This is a genomic window from Thalassospira sp. MIT1004 (genome assembly GCF_001858545.1).
Classification (GTDB): Bacteria; Pseudomonadota; Alphaproteobacteria; order Rhodospirillales; family Thalassospiraceae; genus Thalassospira; species Thalassospira xiamenensis.
Genome location: NZ_MCAO01000043.1, coordinates 15,412 through 35,514 on the forward strand (window position 1 = coordinate 15,412; position 20,103 = coordinate 35,514).

General features: G+C 54.3%; 18 protein-coding genes. 10 read left to right on the plus strand and 8 right to left on the minus strand.

What is annotated here, in order from left to right; translation table 11 throughout:
* Positions 1-490 precede the first annotated feature (490 nt).
* From glpD to BC440_RS16180, 9 genes are all read left to right on the plus strand, one after another.
* Complete coding sequence (gene glpD, locus BC440_RS16140) at positions 491-2,032, plus strand: glycerol-3-phosphate dehydrogenase (protein ID WP_071240566.1); 1,542 nt, start codon at positions 491-493, stop codon at positions 2,030-2,032.
* The gene (locus tag BC440_RS16145) at positions 2,029-3,129 is read left to right on the plus strand and encodes an ABC transporter ATP-binding protein (RefSeq protein WP_071240567.1); all 1,101 of its coding nucleotides are present in this window, start codon (positions 2,029-2,031) and stop codon (positions 3,127-3,129) included. Before glpD ends, BC440_RS16145 begins: the two co-directional genes overlap by 4 nt.
* A gap of 15 nt (positions 3,130-3,144) precedes the next feature.
* Positions 3,145-4,239: an ABC transporter ATP-binding protein gene (locus BC440_RS16150; protein ID WP_063094670.1), complete on the plus strand. Its 1,095-nt coding sequence runs from the start codon at positions 3,145-3,147 to the stop codon at positions 4,237-4,239.
* A 13-nt stretch (positions 4,240-4,252) separates the two neighbouring features.
* Entirely contained in the window at positions 4,253-5,125 is an 873-nt protein-coding gene (locus BC440_RS16155; protein ID WP_007091526.1) for a sugar ABC transporter permease, read from the plus strand.
* 1 nt (position 5,126) lies between these two features.
* The gene (locus tag BC440_RS16160) at positions 5,127-5,930 is read left to right on the plus strand and encodes a carbohydrate ABC transporter permease (protein WP_007091527.1); all 804 of its coding nucleotides are present in this window, start codon (positions 5,127-5,129) and stop codon (positions 5,928-5,930) included.
* A gap of 25 nt (positions 5,931-5,955) precedes the next feature.
* The gene (locus tag BC440_RS16165; protein ID WP_007091528.1) at positions 5,956-6,228 is read left to right on the plus strand and encodes a DUF2160 domain-containing protein; all 273 of its coding nucleotides are present in this window, start codon (positions 5,956-5,958) and stop codon (positions 6,226-6,228) included.
* A gap of 136 nt (positions 6,229-6,364) precedes the next feature.
* Positions 6,365-8,116 (plus strand): ABC transporter substrate-binding protein, encoded by a 1,752-nt coding sequence (locus BC440_RS16170; RefSeq protein ID WP_110252839.1) that lies wholly within the window; start codon positions 6,365-6,367, stop codon positions 8,114-8,116.
* Positions 8,117-8,377: 261 nt separating this feature from the next.
* Entirely contained in the window at positions 8,378-10,627 is a 2,250-nt protein-coding gene (locus BC440_RS16175) for a methyl-accepting chemotaxis protein (RefSeq protein ID WP_139192134.1), read from the plus strand.
* Positions 10,628-10,739: 112 nt separating this feature from the next.
* A complete protein-coding gene (locus tag BC440_RS16180; RefSeq protein WP_071240569.1) occupies positions 10,740-11,588 on the plus strand; it encodes a sel1 repeat family protein in 849 nt (282 codons plus the stop codon).
* Positions 11,589-11,647: 59 nt separating this feature from the next.
* On the opposite strand, the gene BC440_RS16185 is transcribed toward BC440_RS16180, so the two are convergent.
* The 3 genes from BC440_RS16185 to BC440_RS16195 form a co-directional block, all read right to left on the minus strand.
* Positions 11,648-12,118, minus strand: a complete 471-nt coding sequence (locus tag BC440_RS16185; RefSeq protein WP_071240570.1) for an NfeD family protein — start codon at positions 12,116-12,118, stop codon at positions 11,648-11,650.
* Between the two features lie 21 nt (positions 12,119-12,139).
* A complete protein-coding gene (locus tag BC440_RS16190; protein WP_071240571.1) occupies positions 12,140-13,066 on the minus strand; it encodes an SPFH domain-containing protein in 927 nt (308 codons plus the stop codon).
* A gap of 195 nt (positions 13,067-13,261) precedes the next feature.
* The gene (locus tag BC440_RS16195) at positions 13,262-13,912 is read right to left on the minus strand and encodes an NTP transferase domain-containing protein (RefSeq protein WP_071240759.1); all 651 of its coding nucleotides are present in this window, start codon (positions 13,910-13,912) and stop codon (positions 13,262-13,264) included.
* Between the two features lie 189 nt (positions 13,913-14,101).
* Here BC440_RS16195 and sugE point away from each other — a divergent pair, with 189 nt between their 5' ends.
* Positions 14,102-14,422 (plus strand): quaternary ammonium compound efflux SMR transporter SugE, encoded by a 321-nt coding sequence (gene sugE, locus BC440_RS16200; RefSeq protein WP_071240572.1) that lies wholly within the window; start codon positions 14,102-14,104, stop codon positions 14,420-14,422.
* A 68-nt stretch (positions 14,423-14,490) separates the two neighbouring features.
* Here the strand turns inward: sugE and hydA are convergent, their stop codons facing one another.
* The 5 genes from hydA to BC440_RS16225 all read right to left on the minus strand — a co-directional run bounded on the left by hydA (position 14,491) and on the right by BC440_RS16225 (position 19,994).
* Complete coding sequence (gene hydA / locus BC440_RS16205; protein WP_071240573.1) at positions 14,491-15,942, minus strand: dihydropyrimidinase; 1,452 nt, start codon at positions 15,940-15,942, stop codon at positions 14,491-14,493.
* Between the two features lie 141 nt (positions 15,943-16,083).
* The gene (locus BC440_RS16210; protein ID WP_071240574.1) at positions 16,084-17,070 is read right to left on the minus strand and encodes an ABC transporter substrate-binding protein; all 987 of its coding nucleotides are present in this window, start codon (positions 17,068-17,070) and stop codon (positions 16,084-16,086) included.
* A 59-nt stretch (positions 17,071-17,129) separates the two neighbouring features.
* Entirely contained in the window at positions 17,130-18,287 is a 1,158-nt protein-coding gene (locus BC440_RS16215) for an ABC transporter permease (RefSeq protein ID WP_071240575.1), read from the minus strand.
* On the minus strand, positions 18,284-19,213 hold the full coding sequence (locus BC440_RS16220) for an ABC transporter permease (protein WP_071240576.1): 930 nt from the start codon (positions 19,211-19,213) through the stop codon (positions 18,284-18,286). Before BC440_RS16220 ends, BC440_RS16215 begins: the two co-directional genes overlap by 4 nt.
* The gene (locus tag BC440_RS16225; RefSeq protein ID WP_071240760.1) at positions 19,203-19,994 is read right to left on the minus strand and encodes an ABC transporter ATP-binding protein; all 792 of its coding nucleotides are present in this window, start codon (positions 19,992-19,994) and stop codon (positions 19,203-19,205) included. Before BC440_RS16225 ends, BC440_RS16220 begins: the two co-directional genes overlap by 11 nt.
* Between the last annotated feature and the right edge of the window lie 109 nt (positions 19,995-20,103).

Consider the following 20,103-nt stretch of genomic DNA (forward strand, 5'->3'; position numbering starts at 1 on the left):
CGATCCTTGGTGGTTGCCACATCTTCGCAAGTTAAAAGACCATTTGGCAATCGCAAACACCTCGACCGCCGCGCTTTGCAACAAGATTGCGTTGCCCATCAGCCATGGCTGGCATTTTCGCATAGTCGGCTGGCAAAACCGTAAGCTTTCGCGCCCGGGGCAAATTGCACCGGGGTGACGTTGCAATCTTATGCAATTAGGGAACAGGTGATCTGTTTTATTTTTTTCGGATTCAAACGATTCTGATCAACTTTCCAGATCAAACCGGATCATCCCGTCATCGAACGGAGAGCCGAAACAAATCGTGCAGAATCGAAGACCTCAATTATAACAATACACTACAACCCCACTTTCTTATTTCGTTATCGAAAATTAAAATTCTTCATAATTTTCGCTTGCAATTATTTTGGGTGGTTCGTAACGTTTTTGACATAACAGAATGACAGTTGAGAACATCTGTCACAAATCAGGGCAATCAGGGAGGAAGCGGTTGCTCACTTCAGAAACATACGACATTGCCATTATCGGCGGTGGCATCAACGGTGCAGGCATTGCGCGCGATGCGTCCGGCCGCGGCCTTAAAGTCTTTCTTTGCGAGAAGAACGACCTTGCAAGTGCGACTTCATCGGCCAGCACAAAGCTGATCCATGGCGGGTTGCGTTATCTGGAACATTACGAATTCCGTCTGGTGCGAGAGGCCCTGATCGAGCGCGAAGTGCTTTTGAACGCTGCCCCGCACATCATCTGGCCGCTTCGCTTTGTTCTCCCCCACGTTAAAGGATTACGTCCGGCCTGGATGATTCGACTGGGCCTGTTCCTGTATGATCATCTGGGGGGGCGCGAAAAACTTCCTGGCTCCGAAGGCATCCACCTTGATCATCATGTCGCCGGTGCCCCACTGGTAACTGGCATGAAAAAGGCGTTCATCTATTCCGATTGCTGGGTGCAGGATGCGCGCCTTGTTGTGCTTAATGCCATGGATGCCCGAAATCGCGGTGCAGTTATCCGTGTCGGCACCGAATGTATATCGGCACGTCGCGAGGGCGATCTTTGGTCTGTTGCGGTTCGCGACAGTGCGGGTGAACACACGATCAAGGCCCGCTCGCTGGTCAATGCTGCCGGTCCATGGTGTGCCGAAATCCTTGAAAAACGCGTCGAAGCGAAAAAGAAGCAAGGTATCCGCATGGTGCAGGGCAGTCACATCGTGGTGCCAAAACTGTTTGACCATGATTACTGCTATATCTTCCAGAATCCCGATGGTCGCATCGTATTTGCCATCCCCTATGAACAGGATTTTACTCTGATCGGCACTACGGACCGCGATTACGAAGGCGACCCGTCCAAAGTCGCGATCAGCAGCGATGAAATCAGCTATCTGTGCGAATTGGCCAACACCTATTTCGCTCACAAGATCGCACCGGCCGATGTCGTCTGGTCCTATTCCGGTGTTCGCCCGCTTTATGGCGATGGCTCCGAAGACGCATCCCAGGTCACGCGCGACTACGTTCTTGAAATCGATAATGGTGACAAGGGTGCGCCACTTCTGAACATTTACGGCGGCAAAATCACCACCTATCGCAAACTGGCCGAATCAGCGATGAGCAAACTTTCGCCCTATCTCGGGTTTGCGGATGATCGCTGGACCGATAGCGTGCCCCTTCCAGGGGGCGACATGCCTAATGGCGATTTCGAAAGCTATCTTGCTGCAACGCAAAAGAAATTTCCGTGGATTCCGGCGGCTCAACTCTACCGCTATGTGCGAAACTACGGCACACTGACCCACACCATCATTGGCGATGCATCCGACCTTTCGGGGCTGGGCACGCATCTTGGCGATGATATTTACGAATGCGAACTGCGCTATCTGGCGGCTCAGGAATGGGCGCGTACTGCCGATGACGTTCTGTGGCGCCGATCCAAACTCGGCCTGCATCTGTCAAAGGACACCCAGACCGCCATTGCGCAATGGTTTGCGACTGAAACCAAATCGAATAACGCCGTGAAAACTGGCGAAGGAACAAATGCGAAATGACCCTTACGCTTGAAAACATAACCAAGACCGTGGAAGGGGAAACCCACGTCGACGATGTGTCGATGTCGCTGGAGCCGGGATCATTTAACGTCCTGCTCGGGCGGACACTGGCTGGCAAAACGACGCTTATGCGCATTATGGCCGGTCTTGAACCACCAACCGGCGGACGCATTCTGGTCAATGGCAAGGATGTTACCGGCATGCCGGTTCAGAAACGCAACGTCGCCATGGTCTATCAGCAGTTCATCAACTACCCGTCGATGAGCGTCTATGACAACATCGCATCACCGCTTAAATTGCAGGGCGTTGATGCTGCTGAAATTGAACGCCGTGTGAAATCCACCGCCGAACTGATGCATATCGAACATCTGCTAGATCGACTGCCACAGGAACTGTCGGGTGGTCAGCAGCAGCGCACCGCCATGGCGCGCGCCATGGTCAAGGATTGCACTCTGCTTCTGCTTGATGAACCACTGGTCAACCTTGACTATAAACTGCGCGAAGAACTGCGCGAAGAAATCCCGAACCTTCTGGCGAAACGCGACACAATTGTCGTTTACGCCACCACCGAGCCGATGGAGGCTCTTTTGCTGGGCGGCAAATGCGCGGTGATGCATGAAGGTCGCGTAACCCAGTTCGGCCCGACGACGCAGGTCTATCACAACCCGGCATTTGTCGAGACGGGTCTGATCTTTTCCGATCCGCCGATCAATCTGGTCAAGGCCGAAGTCCGTGATGGTGCACTTTATCTGGCAAGCGGCCATCAGGTCCCGCTGACCGGCCATCTTTCGGTACTCGCGAATGGCCAATACACCATCGGGGTTCGTGCCAATCATTTGTCGGTCGATCAGACCAGTGCGGAATGCGTTGCGATGCAGGGCCAGGTTGAACTTGCTGAAATCACTGGCTCCGAGACTTTTGTCCATGTCCATTTCAATGATGTTTCCTGGGTGATCCAGGAAGAAGGTGTGCACAACCCGCGGCTTGGCGAGGCAGCCACCTTCTATGTCGATCCCAGACGTCTGTTTGCCTATGACGCCAATGATCGCCTTGTGGCGGCACCGCCCGTTGAAATTCAAAACGGCAAGGCCGCCTGAGGTTGGAGAATTAAAATGGCACGTATCGATCTTAAAAGCCTTGCGCACTCTTATTTCCCAGACCCGAAAGGGGACGAGGACTACGCCCTTCGCCGCATGGAACATGTTTGGGAAGATGGCGGGGCCTATGCCCTTCTTGGCCCGTCGGGCTGTGGCAAGACCACTTTGCTTAACATCATTTCCGGTCTTCTGACCCCGTCCGAGGGACAGGTCCTTTTTGATGGCAAGGACGTCACCAGACTGGCCCCGGAGGAACGCAATATTGCGCAGGTTTTCCAGTTCCCGGTCATTTACGACACCATGACCGTTTACGAAAACCTTGCCTTCCCGCTGCGCAATCGTGGCGTTGATTCAAAACGGGTTGACGAACGTGTTCGCGAAATTGCCGGAATGCTCGACCTAACCGGCAAGCTAAAGCAAAAAGCACGCGGTCTGGGTGCGGACGAAAAACAGACGATTTCGCTTGGCCGCGGACTGGTTCGCGACGATGTTTCGGCGATCCTGTTTGACGAACCGCTAACCGTGATTGACCCGCATCTGAAATGGGTCCTGCGTCGCAAGCTTAAGGAAATTCACAACAAACTGCGCCCTACCATGGTCTATGTGACCCATGACCAGGTCGAAGCCCTGACTTTCGCAGACAAAGTCGTTGTCATGTATGGCGGCAAGGTCGTGCAACTTGGAACCCCGCAGGAACTGTTTGAAAATCCGGCCCACACCTTTGTCGGTTACTTCATCGGAAGCCCCGGCATGAACATCATGCCCTGCAATATCGATGCAGGTGCAGCATGGATTGATGGCAAACGCATCGCGCTTTCGGATCGCCACATCGAAGCCGTTGCCAAGGCATCAGGCCCGATTGAACTTGGCATCCGTCCCGAATTCCTGCGCATTGAAACCGGTAACGGTTCCGAAGGCGATAACGGGATCGAGGTCAATATCGTCAAAGTCGAAGACCTTGGCCAATACAAGATCGCGACCACCCGTTTCGGATCATCCGAAATGAAGGTCAAGGTTAGCGAAGATCAGCAGATCACAGGCCAAAGTGGCATCCTCCGGTTTGCACCGGAATGGACCAAGCTTTACGCCGACAGTCAGCTGGTCGCATGAGGGGGATGGGGAAATGAACAAGATTACCAACAATAAGGCATGGTTCCTCGTCCTGCCGGTCTTCTTTATCGTCGCCATCAGCGCGATCATTCCTTTGATGACGGTCGTGAACTATTCGGTTCAGGATATTTTTGATCCGCAAACCCGTTTCTTTGTCGGTGCCGACTGGTTCCGTCAGGTCCTTGAAGACAGCCGTCTGCATGATGCCCTGATCCGCCAGATCATTTATACCGGCAGCGTGCTGTTCATCGAAATTCCGCTGGGTATTGGCATTGCGTTAACCCTGCCACGCAAAGGCTGGGGTGTTTCGGCCTGCATGGTTCTTCTGGCTTTGCCATTGCTTATTCCATGGAACGTGGTTGGCACCATCTGGCAGATTTTTGGCCGTGCCGATATCGGTCTTGGTGGTTATGCGCTTAACATGATTGGCATGGACTACAACTACAGCCAGAACCCGATGGATGCGTGGGTGACCGTCCTTGTGATGGATATCTGGCACTGGACCAGCCTGATTGTTCTGCTGTGCTATGCCGGTCTTCGGTCGATCCCGGATGCCTATTATCAGGCCGCCAAGATTGACGGTGCTTCGAACTGGGCCGTGTTCCGGTTTATCCAGCTTCCGAAAATGCAGTCGGTCCTCGTGATCGGTGTCCTGCTGCGCTTCATGGACAGTTTCATGATCTATACCGAACCCTTCGTGCTTACGGGCGGCGGGCCCGGCACGGCCACCACATTCCTCAGCCAGTTTCTGGTCACGATTGCAGTGGGTCAGTTCGACCTTGGTCCGGCTGCGGCATTCTCGCTGATCTACTTCCTGATCATTCTGCTGGTTTGCTGGGTTTTCTATACCGTCGTAATGAACGCCGGAAAGCGGGAGGAACAATAAAATGCGGTTCCAGAAACGTCATATCGCACTTCTTCTTTATATCGTGTTCCTGTTGCTGCCGATTTATTGGCTGTTCAACATGTCGATCAAGACCAATTCGGAAATCCTGGGCGCAATGACCCTGTTCCCGGATAATCCGACACTAGCAAACTATGCAACCATCCTGACCGATCCGGCATGGTATTCGGGCTATATCAACTCGATGATCTATGTCGGGATCAACGTCGTGATCTCGCTTCTGGTTGCTCTGCCCGCGGCATATGCTTTTTCCCGCTATAACTTTACCGGTGACAAGCATCTGTTCTTCTGGCTCCTGACCAACCGCATGGCACCGCCTGCCGTGTTCCTGCTGCCGTTCTTCCAGCTTTATTCAAGTGTTGGCCTGTTTGACACACACATTGCTGTGGCACTTGCACACTGCCTGTTCAACGTGCCGCTGGCCGTCTGGATCCTTGAAGGTTTCATGTCGGGCATTCCAAAGGAAATCGACGAAACCGCCTATATCGACGGTTATTCCTTCCCGCGCTTCTTCACCACGATCTTCATTCCGCTGATCCGTTCGGGTATCGGTGTGACGGCCTTCTTCTGCTTCATGTTCAGCTGGGTTGAATTGTTGCTGGCCCGCACCCTGACGTCGGTTGATGCTAAACCGATCGTGGCCACCATGACCCGTACCGTTTCGGCATCGGGGCTTGATTGGGGTGTTCTGGCAGCGGCGGGTGTTTTGACAATCGTGCCGGGCGCTTTGGTGATCTGGTTCGTTCGCAACTACATCGCCAAGGGCTTCGCGATGGGCCGCGTGTAATCGGAAAACAGGAAGGAATAAAACAATGACTTGGATGGCCTGGACCCCGATTACCGCCGTGTTCTTTTCCTGCATCATTTTGATGCTGATCGGAATGGGAATATGGCAGGCGGTTTCACCAACCGTTCCGCGCCGTGGCTTCCTGCCACTGGAAACAACCCGCGGGGATCGCCTTTTCATCAGTTTGCTTGGTGCAGCCTATATCCATCTCGGCTTTATGGCATTTAGCGATGCCGCCATCTGGATCGCATCAATCGTTGCCCTTTTCTGGCTCATCATCGTGATGCGATGGGGCTGAACAATCCGGAACGGTACTGTTTCCTGCAACGGTGCCATTCCTGTCGTCATTCATCGCGGCGGGTACTGTCTTCCCCCGTCACGGGTGAACCGGATTTTTCCGGAAGTGCAATGGAAGACAACCAGGGAGGAACGACATGATCGTCAAAGCCAAAGGCTCCTCTGCCATTCTTAAAGGCAGTGCAGTTGCGGTCGCACTCGGTCTTGCGGTATTTGCCAATCCGGCAGCAGCAGACCAGTACACCGACGCGGCAAAAAAATGGATCGATAGCGAATTCCAGCCGTCGAGCCTTGATAAAGATGCCCAGATGGCCGAACTTGAATGGTTCATCAAAGCAGCCGAGCCGTTCCGCGGCATGGAAATCAACGTGGTATCCGAAACCATCACCACGCACGAATATGAATCAAAGGTTCTGGCCAAAGCCTTCTCGGAAATCACCGGGATCAAGCTGACCCATGACCTGATCGGTGAAGGCGACGTGATCGAAAAACTGCAGACCCAAATGCAGTCCGGTCGTAACATTTATGACGCCTACATCAATGACTCCGACCTGATCGGTACGCATTCGCGTTACGATGCGGTCGTTCCGCTGACCGACTTCATGGCAGGCGAAGGCAAGGACGTTACCTCGCCGACGCTCGACCTTGAAGACTTCATCGGCCTGTCCTTCACCACCGGTCCGGATGGCAAACTTTACCAGCTTCCCGACCAGCAGTTCGCGAACCTTTACTGGTTCCGCTATGACTGGTTCCAGCGTGAAGACCTGCAAAAGCAGTTCAAGGACAAATACGGCTATGACCTGGGTGTTCCGGTCAACTGGTCGGCATACGAAGACATCGCCGAATTCTTCACCAACGACGTGAAGGAAATCGACGGTAAAAAAGTCTATGGTCACATGGACTACGGCAAAAAAGACCCGTCTCTGGGTTGGCGCTTCACCGACGCATGGCTTTCGATGGCTGGCGCTGGTGACAAGGGCATCCCGAACGGTCTTCCGGTTGATGAATGGGGTATCCGCGTTGAAGGCTGCGCACCTGCAGGCTCCAGCGTCACCCGTGGTGGTGCGGCCAACGGCCCGGCGGCTGTTTACGCTCTGACCAAATACATCGACTGGCTTAAAGCCTATGCTCCGGCAGAAGCCGCTGGCATGACCTTTGGCGAAGCCGGTCCGGTTCCGGCACAGGGCCAGATCGCCCAGCAGATATTCTGGTACACCGCCTTCACCGCCGATATGGCGAAAAAAGGCACCCCGGTAGTGAACGAAGATGGCACGCCGAAATGGCGTATGGCACCTTCGCCGCACGGCCCGTACTGGGAAGAAGGCATGAAGCTTGGCTATCAGGATGTGGGTTCCTGGACCTTGATGAAGTCCACCCCGCCTGAGCGTCGTAAAGCTGCATGGCTTTATGCGCAGTTCGTCACGGCGAAAACCACCTCGCTCAAAAAGACCCTTACCGGTCTGACTCCGATCCGTCAGTCTGACCTTGATACCCAGGCGATGACCGACATCGCACCGAACTGGGGTGGTCTGGTTGAATTCTATCGTTCCCCGGCTCGCGTCCAGTGGTCGCCGACCGGCACCAACGTTCCGGATTACCCGAAACTGGCTCAGCTCTGGTGGCAGAACGTTGCCGAAGCTGTAACCGGCGAACGCACCCCGCAGGAAGCCATGGATAACCTTGCAACCGCGATGGACCGTGTTTTGGAACGTCTGGAACGTGCAGGTATCGGTGGCGAATGCGCACCGAAACTGAACGAGGAACAGGATGCCCAGTACTGGTTCGACCAGCCCGGTGCTCCGAAACCGAAACTTGATAACGAAAAACCGCAGGGTGAGACCGTCAAATACGACGATCTGATCGCGGAATGGAGTGCGGCCCAGAAATAATCCAGGCCTCACAACTGGGGGTGCCGGGGGTGATTTATCATCCCCGGCCGTCCCAACAATTTCTCTAACAACTTATTTGTTCGTACCGATTTCAAAACACGATCCGGCTTTTATGGATCGATAAAAACCGAAGACATCCGGCAAACCGGATGCAAGGTCCCATACAGGGAATGTCTGGCTCATGGCGGGCACGACAGGGAGGAAACAGTGAATACCGCGATTAAAAAACGTCGCGCTGGCCTTGGCATTCAAGGTCGGCTCATGGCTTCTTTTGCCCTGATTCTGGTGCTGGCCGGTATTTCATCGGTGGTTTCCTGGATCTCGTTTGGCAACAGTCGGGCGCTTGTCGCCGACATAACTAATGATAGCCTACCCTCGATCATCCGGCAGATGGAACTTGCCATGGATGGTGTCGGACTGGCGGCTCAGGCACCGGCACTGGCAACATCGCGCAATGCCGATGAACTGGCTGAAACCGAGGCACGCCTTGATGCCCTGATAGGCGATGCCCGCACCCGGCTTGGCGAAATTGCAGCGACCAATCCGGAACCTTTGATGTTGCCGGTTGCCCCGACCAATTCCGAAACGAACGCAAATGCGGGTGACGCAGAAACACCGGATCAGGTACCGAACCAGACCGTGGAACCGGAACAAACCGTTGCTGTCGACGCAATTGAAACCCTGACCGCACAGCTTGACGATATTGTTGCACGCCGCAATACGCTGCATGAATTGACCATGCAGCGGCTTGAACTTGAAAAGCAGCGCGGTGATCTGACCCTTGATATGGTCTTTGCCTATAGCGATCTTTCGGAATTCATCAATCCGCTGGTCGAGGTTGTTGATATCGATGTCTCGCGCGGCATATCGCGTGTTGTAGATGGCAATAGCGATACGGTGGCTGAGCTGGAAGAAGCCATCAGATTTTCACAGCTGATTTCCGAAATCCGCGCCAACATGAACCTTGCATTTGGCATGTTGACCGCCGCCATCGCCGTGCCAGAAGGCGATGCCATGGACGAGGTCCGCAATCAATGGAGTTGGGCGGAGCTTCGCATTTCAGACGCGCTGGAAAAATTGCCCGATAACAATGATGGCACGCAGATAAAAAAACTGGCCGAGGCATTGCTGGTTTATGGCGCAGGTAAAGACAGCGTTTTTGATCTTCGCGAAACCGAATGGGACAATCAGTACAAGACAGAACAGACCCTTGATGCGACCCTGACCAGCGCCGAAGCATTGAGTACATCCATCACGCAACTCGTTGACGCCAAACGTCTTGAGGTCGATAACAGTGCTGCCAATGCCCTCTCGCAGGTGGTTCGCGATCAACAAGTGATTGCCCTGATCGGTATTGCGGTTGTGGTGATCTCGCTTCTCATCCTGATTTTCTATGTCCGTGGTAACCTTATCAAACGCCTGCTGCGTGTGATTGACGGTATGCGCCGCGTCGCAAATGGCGATCTTTCGACAGAAGTTCGCGATACTGGCCGCGATGAAATCGGTCGCATGGCCGAAATTCTAGGACAGTTCCGCGAAACCAGCCTTGCCGCCCAGCGGGCCGAGGAAAATGTCGCCCGCGAACGCGAGACTGCCGAAACCGAACGCCGCCGCGCCATGCTGGAACTGGCCGACGCGTTCGAAGCATCGGTAATGCAGGTTGCAAAGGATGTCTCACGCGAGGCCGAGAACATCCAGATAACCTCCAATCAGGTGCGCGAACAGGCCGAAGTCGCATCCAGTAACGCCACAGGAGTTGCCGGTGCGTCCGAGGAAATATCGATCAATATGGCATCTGTTTCCGATGCGGCAAAGTCACTGTCTGAGCGAGTCCGTGATACAGGCCTTCGCGCCCAGCAATCGGTGGATGCCGCCACCAACGCGGTAGATGCCGCCCGCCACACCAGCGAAACCATGCACGAGCTTGAAACCGGTGCGCAGGAAATCGGCGAAATCCTTAACCTTATTCAGGATATCGCCGCCCAGACCAACCTTCTGGCTCTGAATGCAACGATCGAAGCCGCCCGTGCAGGCGACGCAGGCAAAGGCTTTGCAGTTGTCGCGCAAGAGGTCAAAAACCTCGCCAATCAGACCGGCACGGCAACCGACCGGATTGCCCAGCGCATCACCGGGATCCAGACAACAACCGGTATCGCGGTACAGGCCATCACCACCATCCGCGACAGCATCACCGGCATTCACGAAACGGTCGGCGAAATGTCGGCAGCAGTTGACGAACAACAGGAATTCGTCGCCGAAATCGCCAGCAACGTCGAACAATCCGCCACCGCGGCCAGTGAAATGAACGCAACAATTGCACAGGTCAGCACAGCAGCAGATGACAATCTAAAGGCCGTCGATGGCCTGCGACAGGCAACAGATCGTCTGCGCCATCAATCCGACGATCTCGGAAAGCGCGTGCGCGATTTCCTTGACTCCATCCGGTCCGAGCAAGCAACGACAACCCGCCAGCAAAACAACAAAACCATAGATGAAGCCTCCCTCCCGTGAGCGCACTTGTCTGGGGCCCGATAAGGATGCCCTTCCCCCGAACGTCACAGTCGGGTCCCGGATTTTTCGCCCGGTTTCGTTGGCTAACAAAAAGCGATATACAGGAAGCAGCATGAAAAATTTGATCGCGCATATCCTGAAATCCTCGACCGTGACGGCAGGCATCACGCTTTGCCTGATGGCGACGGTAACCGCCGCATCCCCGCTTGATGAAGGGGTAAATTCGTATCGTCACGGCAATTTCGAAGCTTCGGCCAAAACATTTGCCCCGCTTGCCGAACAGGGCAACGCCACCGCGCAGTACCTTCTGGCCTGTCAGATGATTAACGGGGTTGGCGTCAATGCCGATGAAAAACGTGGCTGGGAGTTGATGAAAGCATCAGCCGACAATCACAATCCGGATGCCAGCATGGTCATCGCCCGAAGACTGGAAGCAACCGGTGCGAAAACCGACAATATCAGACCGCTTTATCAACAGGCTGCAGATCAGAACCAGACACAGGCGATGCTGTGGCTTGCCCTTGACGCCATGGATCAGGGCAAGCCCGATCAGGCAAAACAGCATCTGGGCACTGCATGGGAAGCTGGCGATCCGCGGGCGGCAACCTTGCTTGCCAATCGGTTTGCAGACAGTGACGCCGCCCGTTATCAATATCTGCGTCAAGCCGCCGAACGTGGTGAAATGCGTGCAGCTGCCTATCTTGCTGAAGAAGCCCGCACCCTTGGTGACCCCGTCGAAGCTGTTGGTTGGTGCGCCATCGCGACAGGCCTTCCAGGCCATGATCAGCATGCGGACTGGAAATCGATTGGCGATGCCGTAGAAAAAAACTGCAGTCAGTATGACAAGGATCTCTCCTCAGCTGACCGCGCCACAAACCGCGAAAAGGTCGATCAGTTCCTTGCAAGATTCTTTGACGGCTACAAACCCTGGAAGCCATGGCGACCCTGCGCCGTGAACTAGCCAAATGAAAAAATCCCCGATCTTGCAGATCGGGGATTTTAACTTGCGGGCCATATTAATTAATCTGGATCGTCGGCTTTGACCGCCTCCACAAGAAGCGTACTTCCTTCAATCCCGCAGACACGGACTTTCTGACCTTCAACAAGTTCCTCATCCGACTTCAGGACCCAGCTTGATCCATAGACGTTTTGACGAACGCGGCCATTGGTCGTCTTTTCTGTCAGAACAGTCGTTTTTCCGACCAGCGATGACCGCGTGCTGCTGACATCTTCCTCTTGCGCCCCCGAACATGCGGGACGAAAGAACCGCCGCCCGATTACAAATGACAGCACACTAAACACACCAAATGCGATCAGTTGTAGTTCCACCGAGACATCGGGAACCAACAGGACAACAAAACCCGCTGCTGCTGCCGCAACTGACAACCATAGGAAAATGATCCCCGGCAGCAACATTTCAAGCACCAGCATCAGGCAGGCCAGAATCCACCAATGCCAGAACTCGATGCCCAGTTCAGAAAATAAATTCATTTTGGCAATCCCGAGATCGTTTTAGCTTTTGTTTGTCTGAGAAATCGTTTTGATCAATTCGGTCACACCGCCAATCGATCCAACAACACCAGACGCATCCAGCGGCATGAAGACAAGTTTGCTGTTAGGGCTTGATGCGATCTGGCCAAGCGATTCAACATATTTCTGGGCGACAAAGTAGTTGATTGCCTGAACATCGCCTTCGCGGATGGCTTTGGAAACCGTTTCGGTTGCTTTGGCTTCTGCCTCGGCGGTGCGTTCGCGTGCCCGCGCATCAAGCTCGGCAGCGGCCATGCGTCCTTCGGCAGCCAGGATCGCCGCAGATTTTTCACCTTCGGCGCGCTTGATGTTGGCTTCTCTTTCGCCATCGGCCTCAAGAATCAGCGCGCGCTTCTCGCGCTCGGCCTTCATCTGACGGTTCATCGCTTCCGTAAGATCCTCGGGCGGCTGTACATCCTTGATTTCAACCCGGGTGATCTTAACCCCCCAATCACTGGTCGCTTCATCAAGAACAGCCAGAAGCAGCAGGCTGATTTTCTCCCGATTTGACAGCATTTCATCAAGTTCCATGGAACCAAGAACACTGCGCAAATTGGTCATGGCCAAATTCTGTACGGCATAATCAAGGCGCTCGACCTTATAGGCGGCATCTTTGGTATTGGTTACCCGGATAAAGACCACACCGTCGACCACAACGGATGCGTTATCGCGCGAAATCACTTCCTGGCTGGGGATATCAAGCACACGTTCCATAAGGCTCATGCGCTGTCCGACACGATCAAAAACCGGGATCAGGATATGCATTCCAGGATCAAGTGTCCGCAAATACCGACCAAGCCGTTCGACGGTAATTTCGTAACCCTGCGGCACGATCTTGACGCTCAAAAACGTCAGAACAACAGCCAGAAAGACAAAAGCGACAGAAAATATTGCAAAGGTCGAATGCATGATAAGCCCTAATTATTTAAGCTGGACGCCGAATAAACGGCATCAACAAGGTCCGTTTTATTCAAAACCTCGGCGAAACGATACGTTTAAAACAAAACAGATTTAATCATAGGGATAATATGCATTTGCTATGCAAGAAAATTGTGTGAATGCCTTATCGTAAAACCACCAGATACTTGCAGTACACGTCGAAACTCAAAGACGCTTTTCATCGATATATCCCGACAGCATTTCATCAAGCGCACTGAGATCTTCGGGCGCGTTGACATTTATAAACGGAGCCATGTCGCCAGACCGCACCGGAAACGTCACATTCGCGGCCCCCATGGCACGCAGTGCCCCGCCAACGCGGCGGTCTTCATCGCGAAGTTGGTTGCCAATGATACCAGCCCCGGCGCGATGCCAGATAGCAGACAGGTAGTGATCCCGTCCGGCATGGCTGGCAAAGGCTGCTTTTTTACCACCCTCTGTCGCCGCCTTAATCAATTGGGCGACCATATCATCGGGTACAATCGGGCAATCGACGGGAAAGGAAACCAGCCAGTCGACACCATCGGGCAAGCTCAATAATCCGCCCAGAATCCCGCCCAACGGCCCCAGCCCCGGTTGGGGACTGTCTGGAACGACCGGCAGATTGAATTCAGCAAAAAATGCCCCGCCTTCGTTGCTGGAAATCATCAGGTGATTGCATTGCGCGGATGCCGCGCTGATCGCATGCGCAATCAAAGGTTTGCCTGCCAGTTCACGAAACGGCTTGTTTCCGCCCATACGTCGCCCCTCGCCCCCGGCAAGAATCAATCCGGCGACTTTGGGATGATCGGACAGGCTGTTTGCATTGGCTGACATCGGCAGGATAACGTCCATTTATTTTGATCAGGATGGCATGGCAGCATTGCTGGGTAGGCATTTGCTAGTGGGGCATTCTGCCCCTATATCAAGGTAGAAGACAATGACAGCGTGCTGTCACGTGATCGGACGACCGAATACGCTTGATGATGACGACCGGGGACGGCCCCTTTGAACAAGGAGGCCGTTATGGCTTGGGTTGCATTACTTTTGGCCGGAATTCTGGAAGTTTGCTGGGCTGCGGGCCTTAAATATTCCAACGGTTTTACCAATCCCCTTCCGACAATTTTCACCCTGACGACCATGACCGGAAGTTTCTGGCTGTTGACCTTTGCCATGCGCAGCATCCCGCTTGGTACCGCCTATGCGATCTGGACCAGTATCGGTGCGGTTGGTGCGGTGATATTTGGCGTGGTGGTACTTGGCGAAATGCTGAGTGTCGCAAGGATATTGTCCATTTCCCTAATCCTTGCCGGAATTGTCGGACTTAAGCTTTTCAGTCCGGCATGATCACTATCAAATGGAAACGGGCGATCCCAAAACACCCGTTTCCCTGATTTTATTTGAATGATGATAAATCACACCCCGGCAGGAATACCGCTGCGCTCTACTTTACGCGGAGACGTCAGCTCTTTCCATTTCGAAAGCGCCTTGTTCACTGCTGGATAAGCATCCCGCCGCACGAATTCACCATCGCCGCATTTGCCAATCACGACGCCTTCTTCAGCGGCAATCCGACCGCGGCTGATGGTGTAGCGTGGCAAACCGGTGACTTCATGGCCTTCGAACACGTTGTAATCAATTGCCGATTGCTGATGTTCGGCGGTGATGGTTTTCGATGCCTTCGGGTCCCAGACCACAAGGTCCGCATCCGCACCGACAAGAACCGCGCCCTTGCGGGGATAGACGTTCAGGATTTTGGCGATATTGGTCGAGGTCACGGCAACGAATTCGTTCATCGTCAAACGACCGGTATTGACCCCATAGGTCCACAGCAGCGGCATGCGGTCTTCAAGACCGCCGGTGCCGTTCGGGATTTTGGTAAAATCACCAACTCCCATGCGTTTCTGCTTTGTCGTGAAAGCACAATGGTCGGTCGCAACAACCTGCAAGCTGCCGGATGCCAGACCGTTCCAAAGACCGTCCTGATGCAGTTTGCTGCGGAAAGGCGGCGACATGACGCGACGGGCCGCGTGATCCCAGTCCGCGTTGGCATATTCACTTTCATCCAGAATCAGATGCTGAATCAGCGGCTCACCAAACACGCGTTTGCCATTGGCACGCGCACGGCGGATGGCTTCGTGCGCCGGTTCGCAGGACACATGCACGATATAAAGCGGCACATTGGCCATATCTGCAATCATGATCGCACGGTTACACGCCTCGCCCTCGACATCGACAGGCCGGGAATAGGCATGTGCTTCGGGCCCGTTATTGCCAGCATCAAGCAAACGTTGCTGAAGTGTCGCGACCACATCGCCGTTTTCGGCATGAACCAGCGGCATCGCGCCGAGTTCCGAACAGCGAGAGAAGGATGCAAACATTTCATCATCATCGACCATCAACGCCCCCTTATAGGCCATGAAATGCTTGAAGGTGTTGATGCCCTTTTCCTCGACAACGATTTTCATCTCGTCAAAGACCTGCTCGCCCCACCATGTGATCGCCATGTGGAAAGAATAATCGCAAACCGCCTTGGTCGATTTGTTGTCCCACGCCTGAAGCGCTTCAAGCAGCGACTGATTGGGGGCAGGCAGGCAGAAATCGACAACCATCGTCGTTCCACCGGCAACTGCGGCCTTGGTGCCGCTTTCAAAATCGTCTTCGGAATAGGTGCCCATAAAGGGCATTTCAAGATGGGTATGCGGGTCAATCCCGCCGGGCATGACATAGCAGCCGTCGGCATCAACAATCTTGTCCCCGGTCAGGTTCTGACCGATCGCGGCAATCTTGCCATCTTCAATCAGGATATCGGATTTATATGTCAGATCGGCGGTAACGATTGTTCCGCCACGAATAACCATGGACATGGGTGGCTCCTTGTCTGTCAGTCTATCGTAAGGCCCGGAAAGTTGCGGGGAAGCCCCGGCATCCCTGCCCGTTTTCAGTTTCGTCAGATGGCCTGTCACCCGGCAGGTCAGCTACACCTGCCGGGTGACAGGATCGGATCGTTACATCGACGCCTTGTCGGTGACGGCGTGGGTCCAGGCACCCTCCGGCTTTTTGGTGATAACCGGGTCGGAGCCGCCCGACAGAAGGCTATCGACGGTGCGCTGATAGGCCGCTTCGTCAAGCTTTCCGTCGTCATCCAGCAGCTTGGCGATTTCCTGCATCATGCGGATCTGATGCTTTTCTGTCTGGGCACCGGTTGCGTCGTTATCCAGAACGATCATTGCGGCGTCTTCCGGGTTTTCCTTTGCCCACTGCCAGCCTTTCATGCTCGCAGCAACAAAGCGGCCCATCTTCTCGACGAAAGCCTCGTCTTTCAGATTGTCTTCAAGAACATAAAGGCCGTCTTCAAGCGTCGCGACACCCTGATCTTCGTATTTGAAGACCTTAAGCTGATCTTCGGTGATACCGGCATCAATGACCTGCCAGTATTCGTTATAGGTCATTGTTGAAATGCAATCGGCCTGCTTTTGCAACAGCGGATCAACGTTAAAGCCCTGTTTCAGAACCGTAACACCCTTTTCGCTGCCATCGGTCGGAATGCCAAGCTTCGACATCCAGCTCAGGAAAGGATATTCATTGCCAAAGAACCAGACACCAAGCGTCCGGCCCGGGAAATCATCCGGGCTTTCAACACCGGTTTCCTTAAGGCAGGTCAGCATCATGCCCGACTTGGCAAAGGGCTGCGCAATGTTTACCAGCGCAACACCCTTTTCTCGCGATGCCAGTGCGGATGGCATCCAGTCGACAATCACATCGGCACCACCACCGGCAATAACCTGTGGCGGGGCAATGTCCGGGCCGCCCGGATTGATCGTGACGTCAAGACCGGCTTCTTCATAGAACCCCTTGTCCTGCGCCACATAGTAACCGGCGAACTGTGCCTGGGTTACCCATTTAAGCTGCAGGGTGACTTCGTCCGCTGCCATCGCCGCAAACGATGCCATACCGACACTTAACCCTAACGCAGTCGCAAATATTTTCTTCATTCGTCGATGTCTCCTCAGGTTATTGTCAAGTCCTCCCGACGGGCCGTCTTTTGATGCCTTTAATGGCGACGTACCCGAAATGACGGATGCCATGACGTCGCCTTTCTTTCGACGTAGGCCACAGCTCCGTAAAAGGCGGTCCCCGCCAGGGCCGCCAATGCAATTTCCGCCCAGACCATATCGACATTCATCCGCCCGACTTCTGTCGATATCCGGAATCCCATACCCACAATCGGGGTGCCGAAAAATTCGGCAACGATGGCGCCAATCAGCGCCAGCGTGGAGTTGATTTTAAGTGCATTAAAGACAAACGGCATTGCGGCCGGTAGCCGCAACCGAAACAGGGTCGACCAGTAACCCGACGCATAAGTCGCCATCAGGTCCTTCTCAAGCGCGCCTGCAGCATTCAACCCGGTCACGGTATTCACCAGCATCGGGAAAAACGTCATGATCACGATCACTGCCGCCTTGGATTGCCAGTCAAACCCGAACCACATCACCATGATCGGTGCCACACCGATGATCGGCAGGGCAGACACCATATTGCCCAGCGGCAAAAGCCCCCGTTTCAGAAACGGTACCCGATCCACCGCAATCGCCACGATAAAGGCACTGCCGCAACCGATCACATAGCCGCTGATCACGGCCTTGATGAAGGTCTGATGGAAATCGGCAGCCAGAATGTCGGTCGAATTGACAAAGCGAACGCCAATGGCACTTGGCGCAGGCAGCAAAACCTGCGGCACGCCAAAACCGGCCACGATCACTTCCCAAAGGAACAGCAACCAGACACCAAACGCGATTGGCACCAGAATATTCGCCGATTGCTGTTTGGCAGTTTCAAGGCTGCGATAGCGCGCAACAACATCAATCCCCCGCCAGACAAACGCCCAAAGCGACAGGATAAACAACCAGAACCCGGTTCCAGCGTGACCGGCAATACCATAATCATAAAGTGCTTCAATCGCCTGCCAGCAGCCAAACACCGCCACCGCAAGGATGATCGCCGCATACTGAATGTGCCCCACACCAAGCCACGTAAATGCAGCACCGGCAATCACGCATAGTGCCATCGCCACCGCAATACCGAAAATGTCGCTGACAAAGGCGATCTGTTTGCCGCTTTCCGGATCAACCCCGCTCAGCGGAAAGATCAAAGCCAGCAAAGCCGCGATTGCCGCAACCAGACAGAATTTATCAAGTTTCACGTCGGTCATCCGCGTACTCCCATCCGGGCAAGAACGCGACGTTCACACCAGCCGACCAACACCACCATAATCGCGGCAACGAAGGCCGCCGTCAGTAATGCCGACCAGATCTGGATCGTCTGCCCGTAGTAGGACCCGGCCAAAAGGCGTGCGCCCAGCCCTGCCTGTGCCCCCGTCGGCAATTCACCGACAATTGCCCCCACCAGACTGATCGCAATCGCGACCTTCAGGCTGGCAAACAGATAGGGCATCGCCGATGGCAATCGCAACGCCCAGAAGGTCTGCCATTTCGAGGCATTATAGGTCCGCATCAGATCAAGCTGGATCACCTGCGGCGACCGCAGCCCTTTGACCATGCTGATCGTCACCGGGAAGAAACACAGATAGGTCGAAATAATCGCCTTTGGCACCAGTCCCTTAAGGCCAATCGCGCCCAGCACAACGACAATCATCGGTGCAATCGCAAGGATCGGAATGGTCTGGGATGAAATCACCCACGGCATCAGACTTTTTTCAAGTGTGATCACATGAACAATTCCGACCGCCAGCAGAATGCCAAGTGCGGTTCCGATCACAAACCCCAGCAGAGTCGATGAAAGCGTCACCCAGCTATGGTAAACCAGCGACCGTTTCGACGTGATCGCAGTCGCAAAAATGGTTTTATACATTTCCTGCGCGACCTGATGCGGGGCCGGAAGGATCGGTCGTTCCTGCGCCAGTGTATCTTCGATCAAACGCGTCGTTGTCCAGATTTCCCCGGCACGGTTATAGCGGTCAATCTGGGTCGGCGCGTTCATGAACACCGCCCCGATATACCAGATGACAAACAGCGCAATCAGCACCACCGTCACCGGACCAGCCTGCCCGGACATCAAACGCGACCAGAGCGATGCACCGCCCATCGCACCATTCATCGTTGCGGCATTACTCGTCATAGCTATGCCCCGCCCGCAGCCCTTCGCGCACACGATGGGCGACTTCCAAGAATTCTGGCGTTTCGCGGATGTCAAGGCCTCGATCCTTCGGGAAATCGGTTTTGATCACATCAATGATCCGGCCCGGCCTTGGCGACATCACAACGATCTTGGTCGACAGGTAAACCGCCTCGGGGATCGAATGGGTGACAAAGGCCACCGTCTTGTTGGTCCGCGCCCACAATTTCAGAAGCTGTTCGTTCAGATGATCGCGCACAATCTCATCCAACGCCCCGAACGGCTCATCCATCAGAAGCAGATCGGCATCGAAACTTAGAGCACGCGCAATTGATGCACGTTGCTGCATCCCGCCCGAAAGCTGCCACGGGAATTTCTTTTCAAACCCGTTCAGTTCAACAAGTTTAAGTGCCTCGTGCCCCCGCTTGATGCGTTCTTCGCGGGGAATTTCCATAATTTCCAGCGGCAGGGTCACGTTGCGTTCAATCGAGCGCCACGGCAGCAATGCCGGCGCCTGAAACACATAGCCATAGGCACGATTTTCACGCGCTTCCTGCGGGGAAACGCCATTGATCGAAATATCGCCACCCGTGGCCTTTTCCAGATCGGCAATCACACGTAACAGCGTGGTCTTGCCACAGCCCGACGGGCCGATAAAGGAAACGAACTCGCCGCGTTCGATTTTCAGATCAACATCAGACAGGGCATAGACCGGCCCGTCAGCGGTTTGAAAGGTCAACGACAGTTTTTGAATATCAACAACTGCGTCGGCGGATGCGGGCATTTGCGCCACATTATTGACGACTGCTTTTAACGTCATGGGGTATCCCCTGATCGAATGTCTCTCTAAAGCCTCCCTCAGGGTCGTTGCCCTGAACCTTGCCGACTTGTCT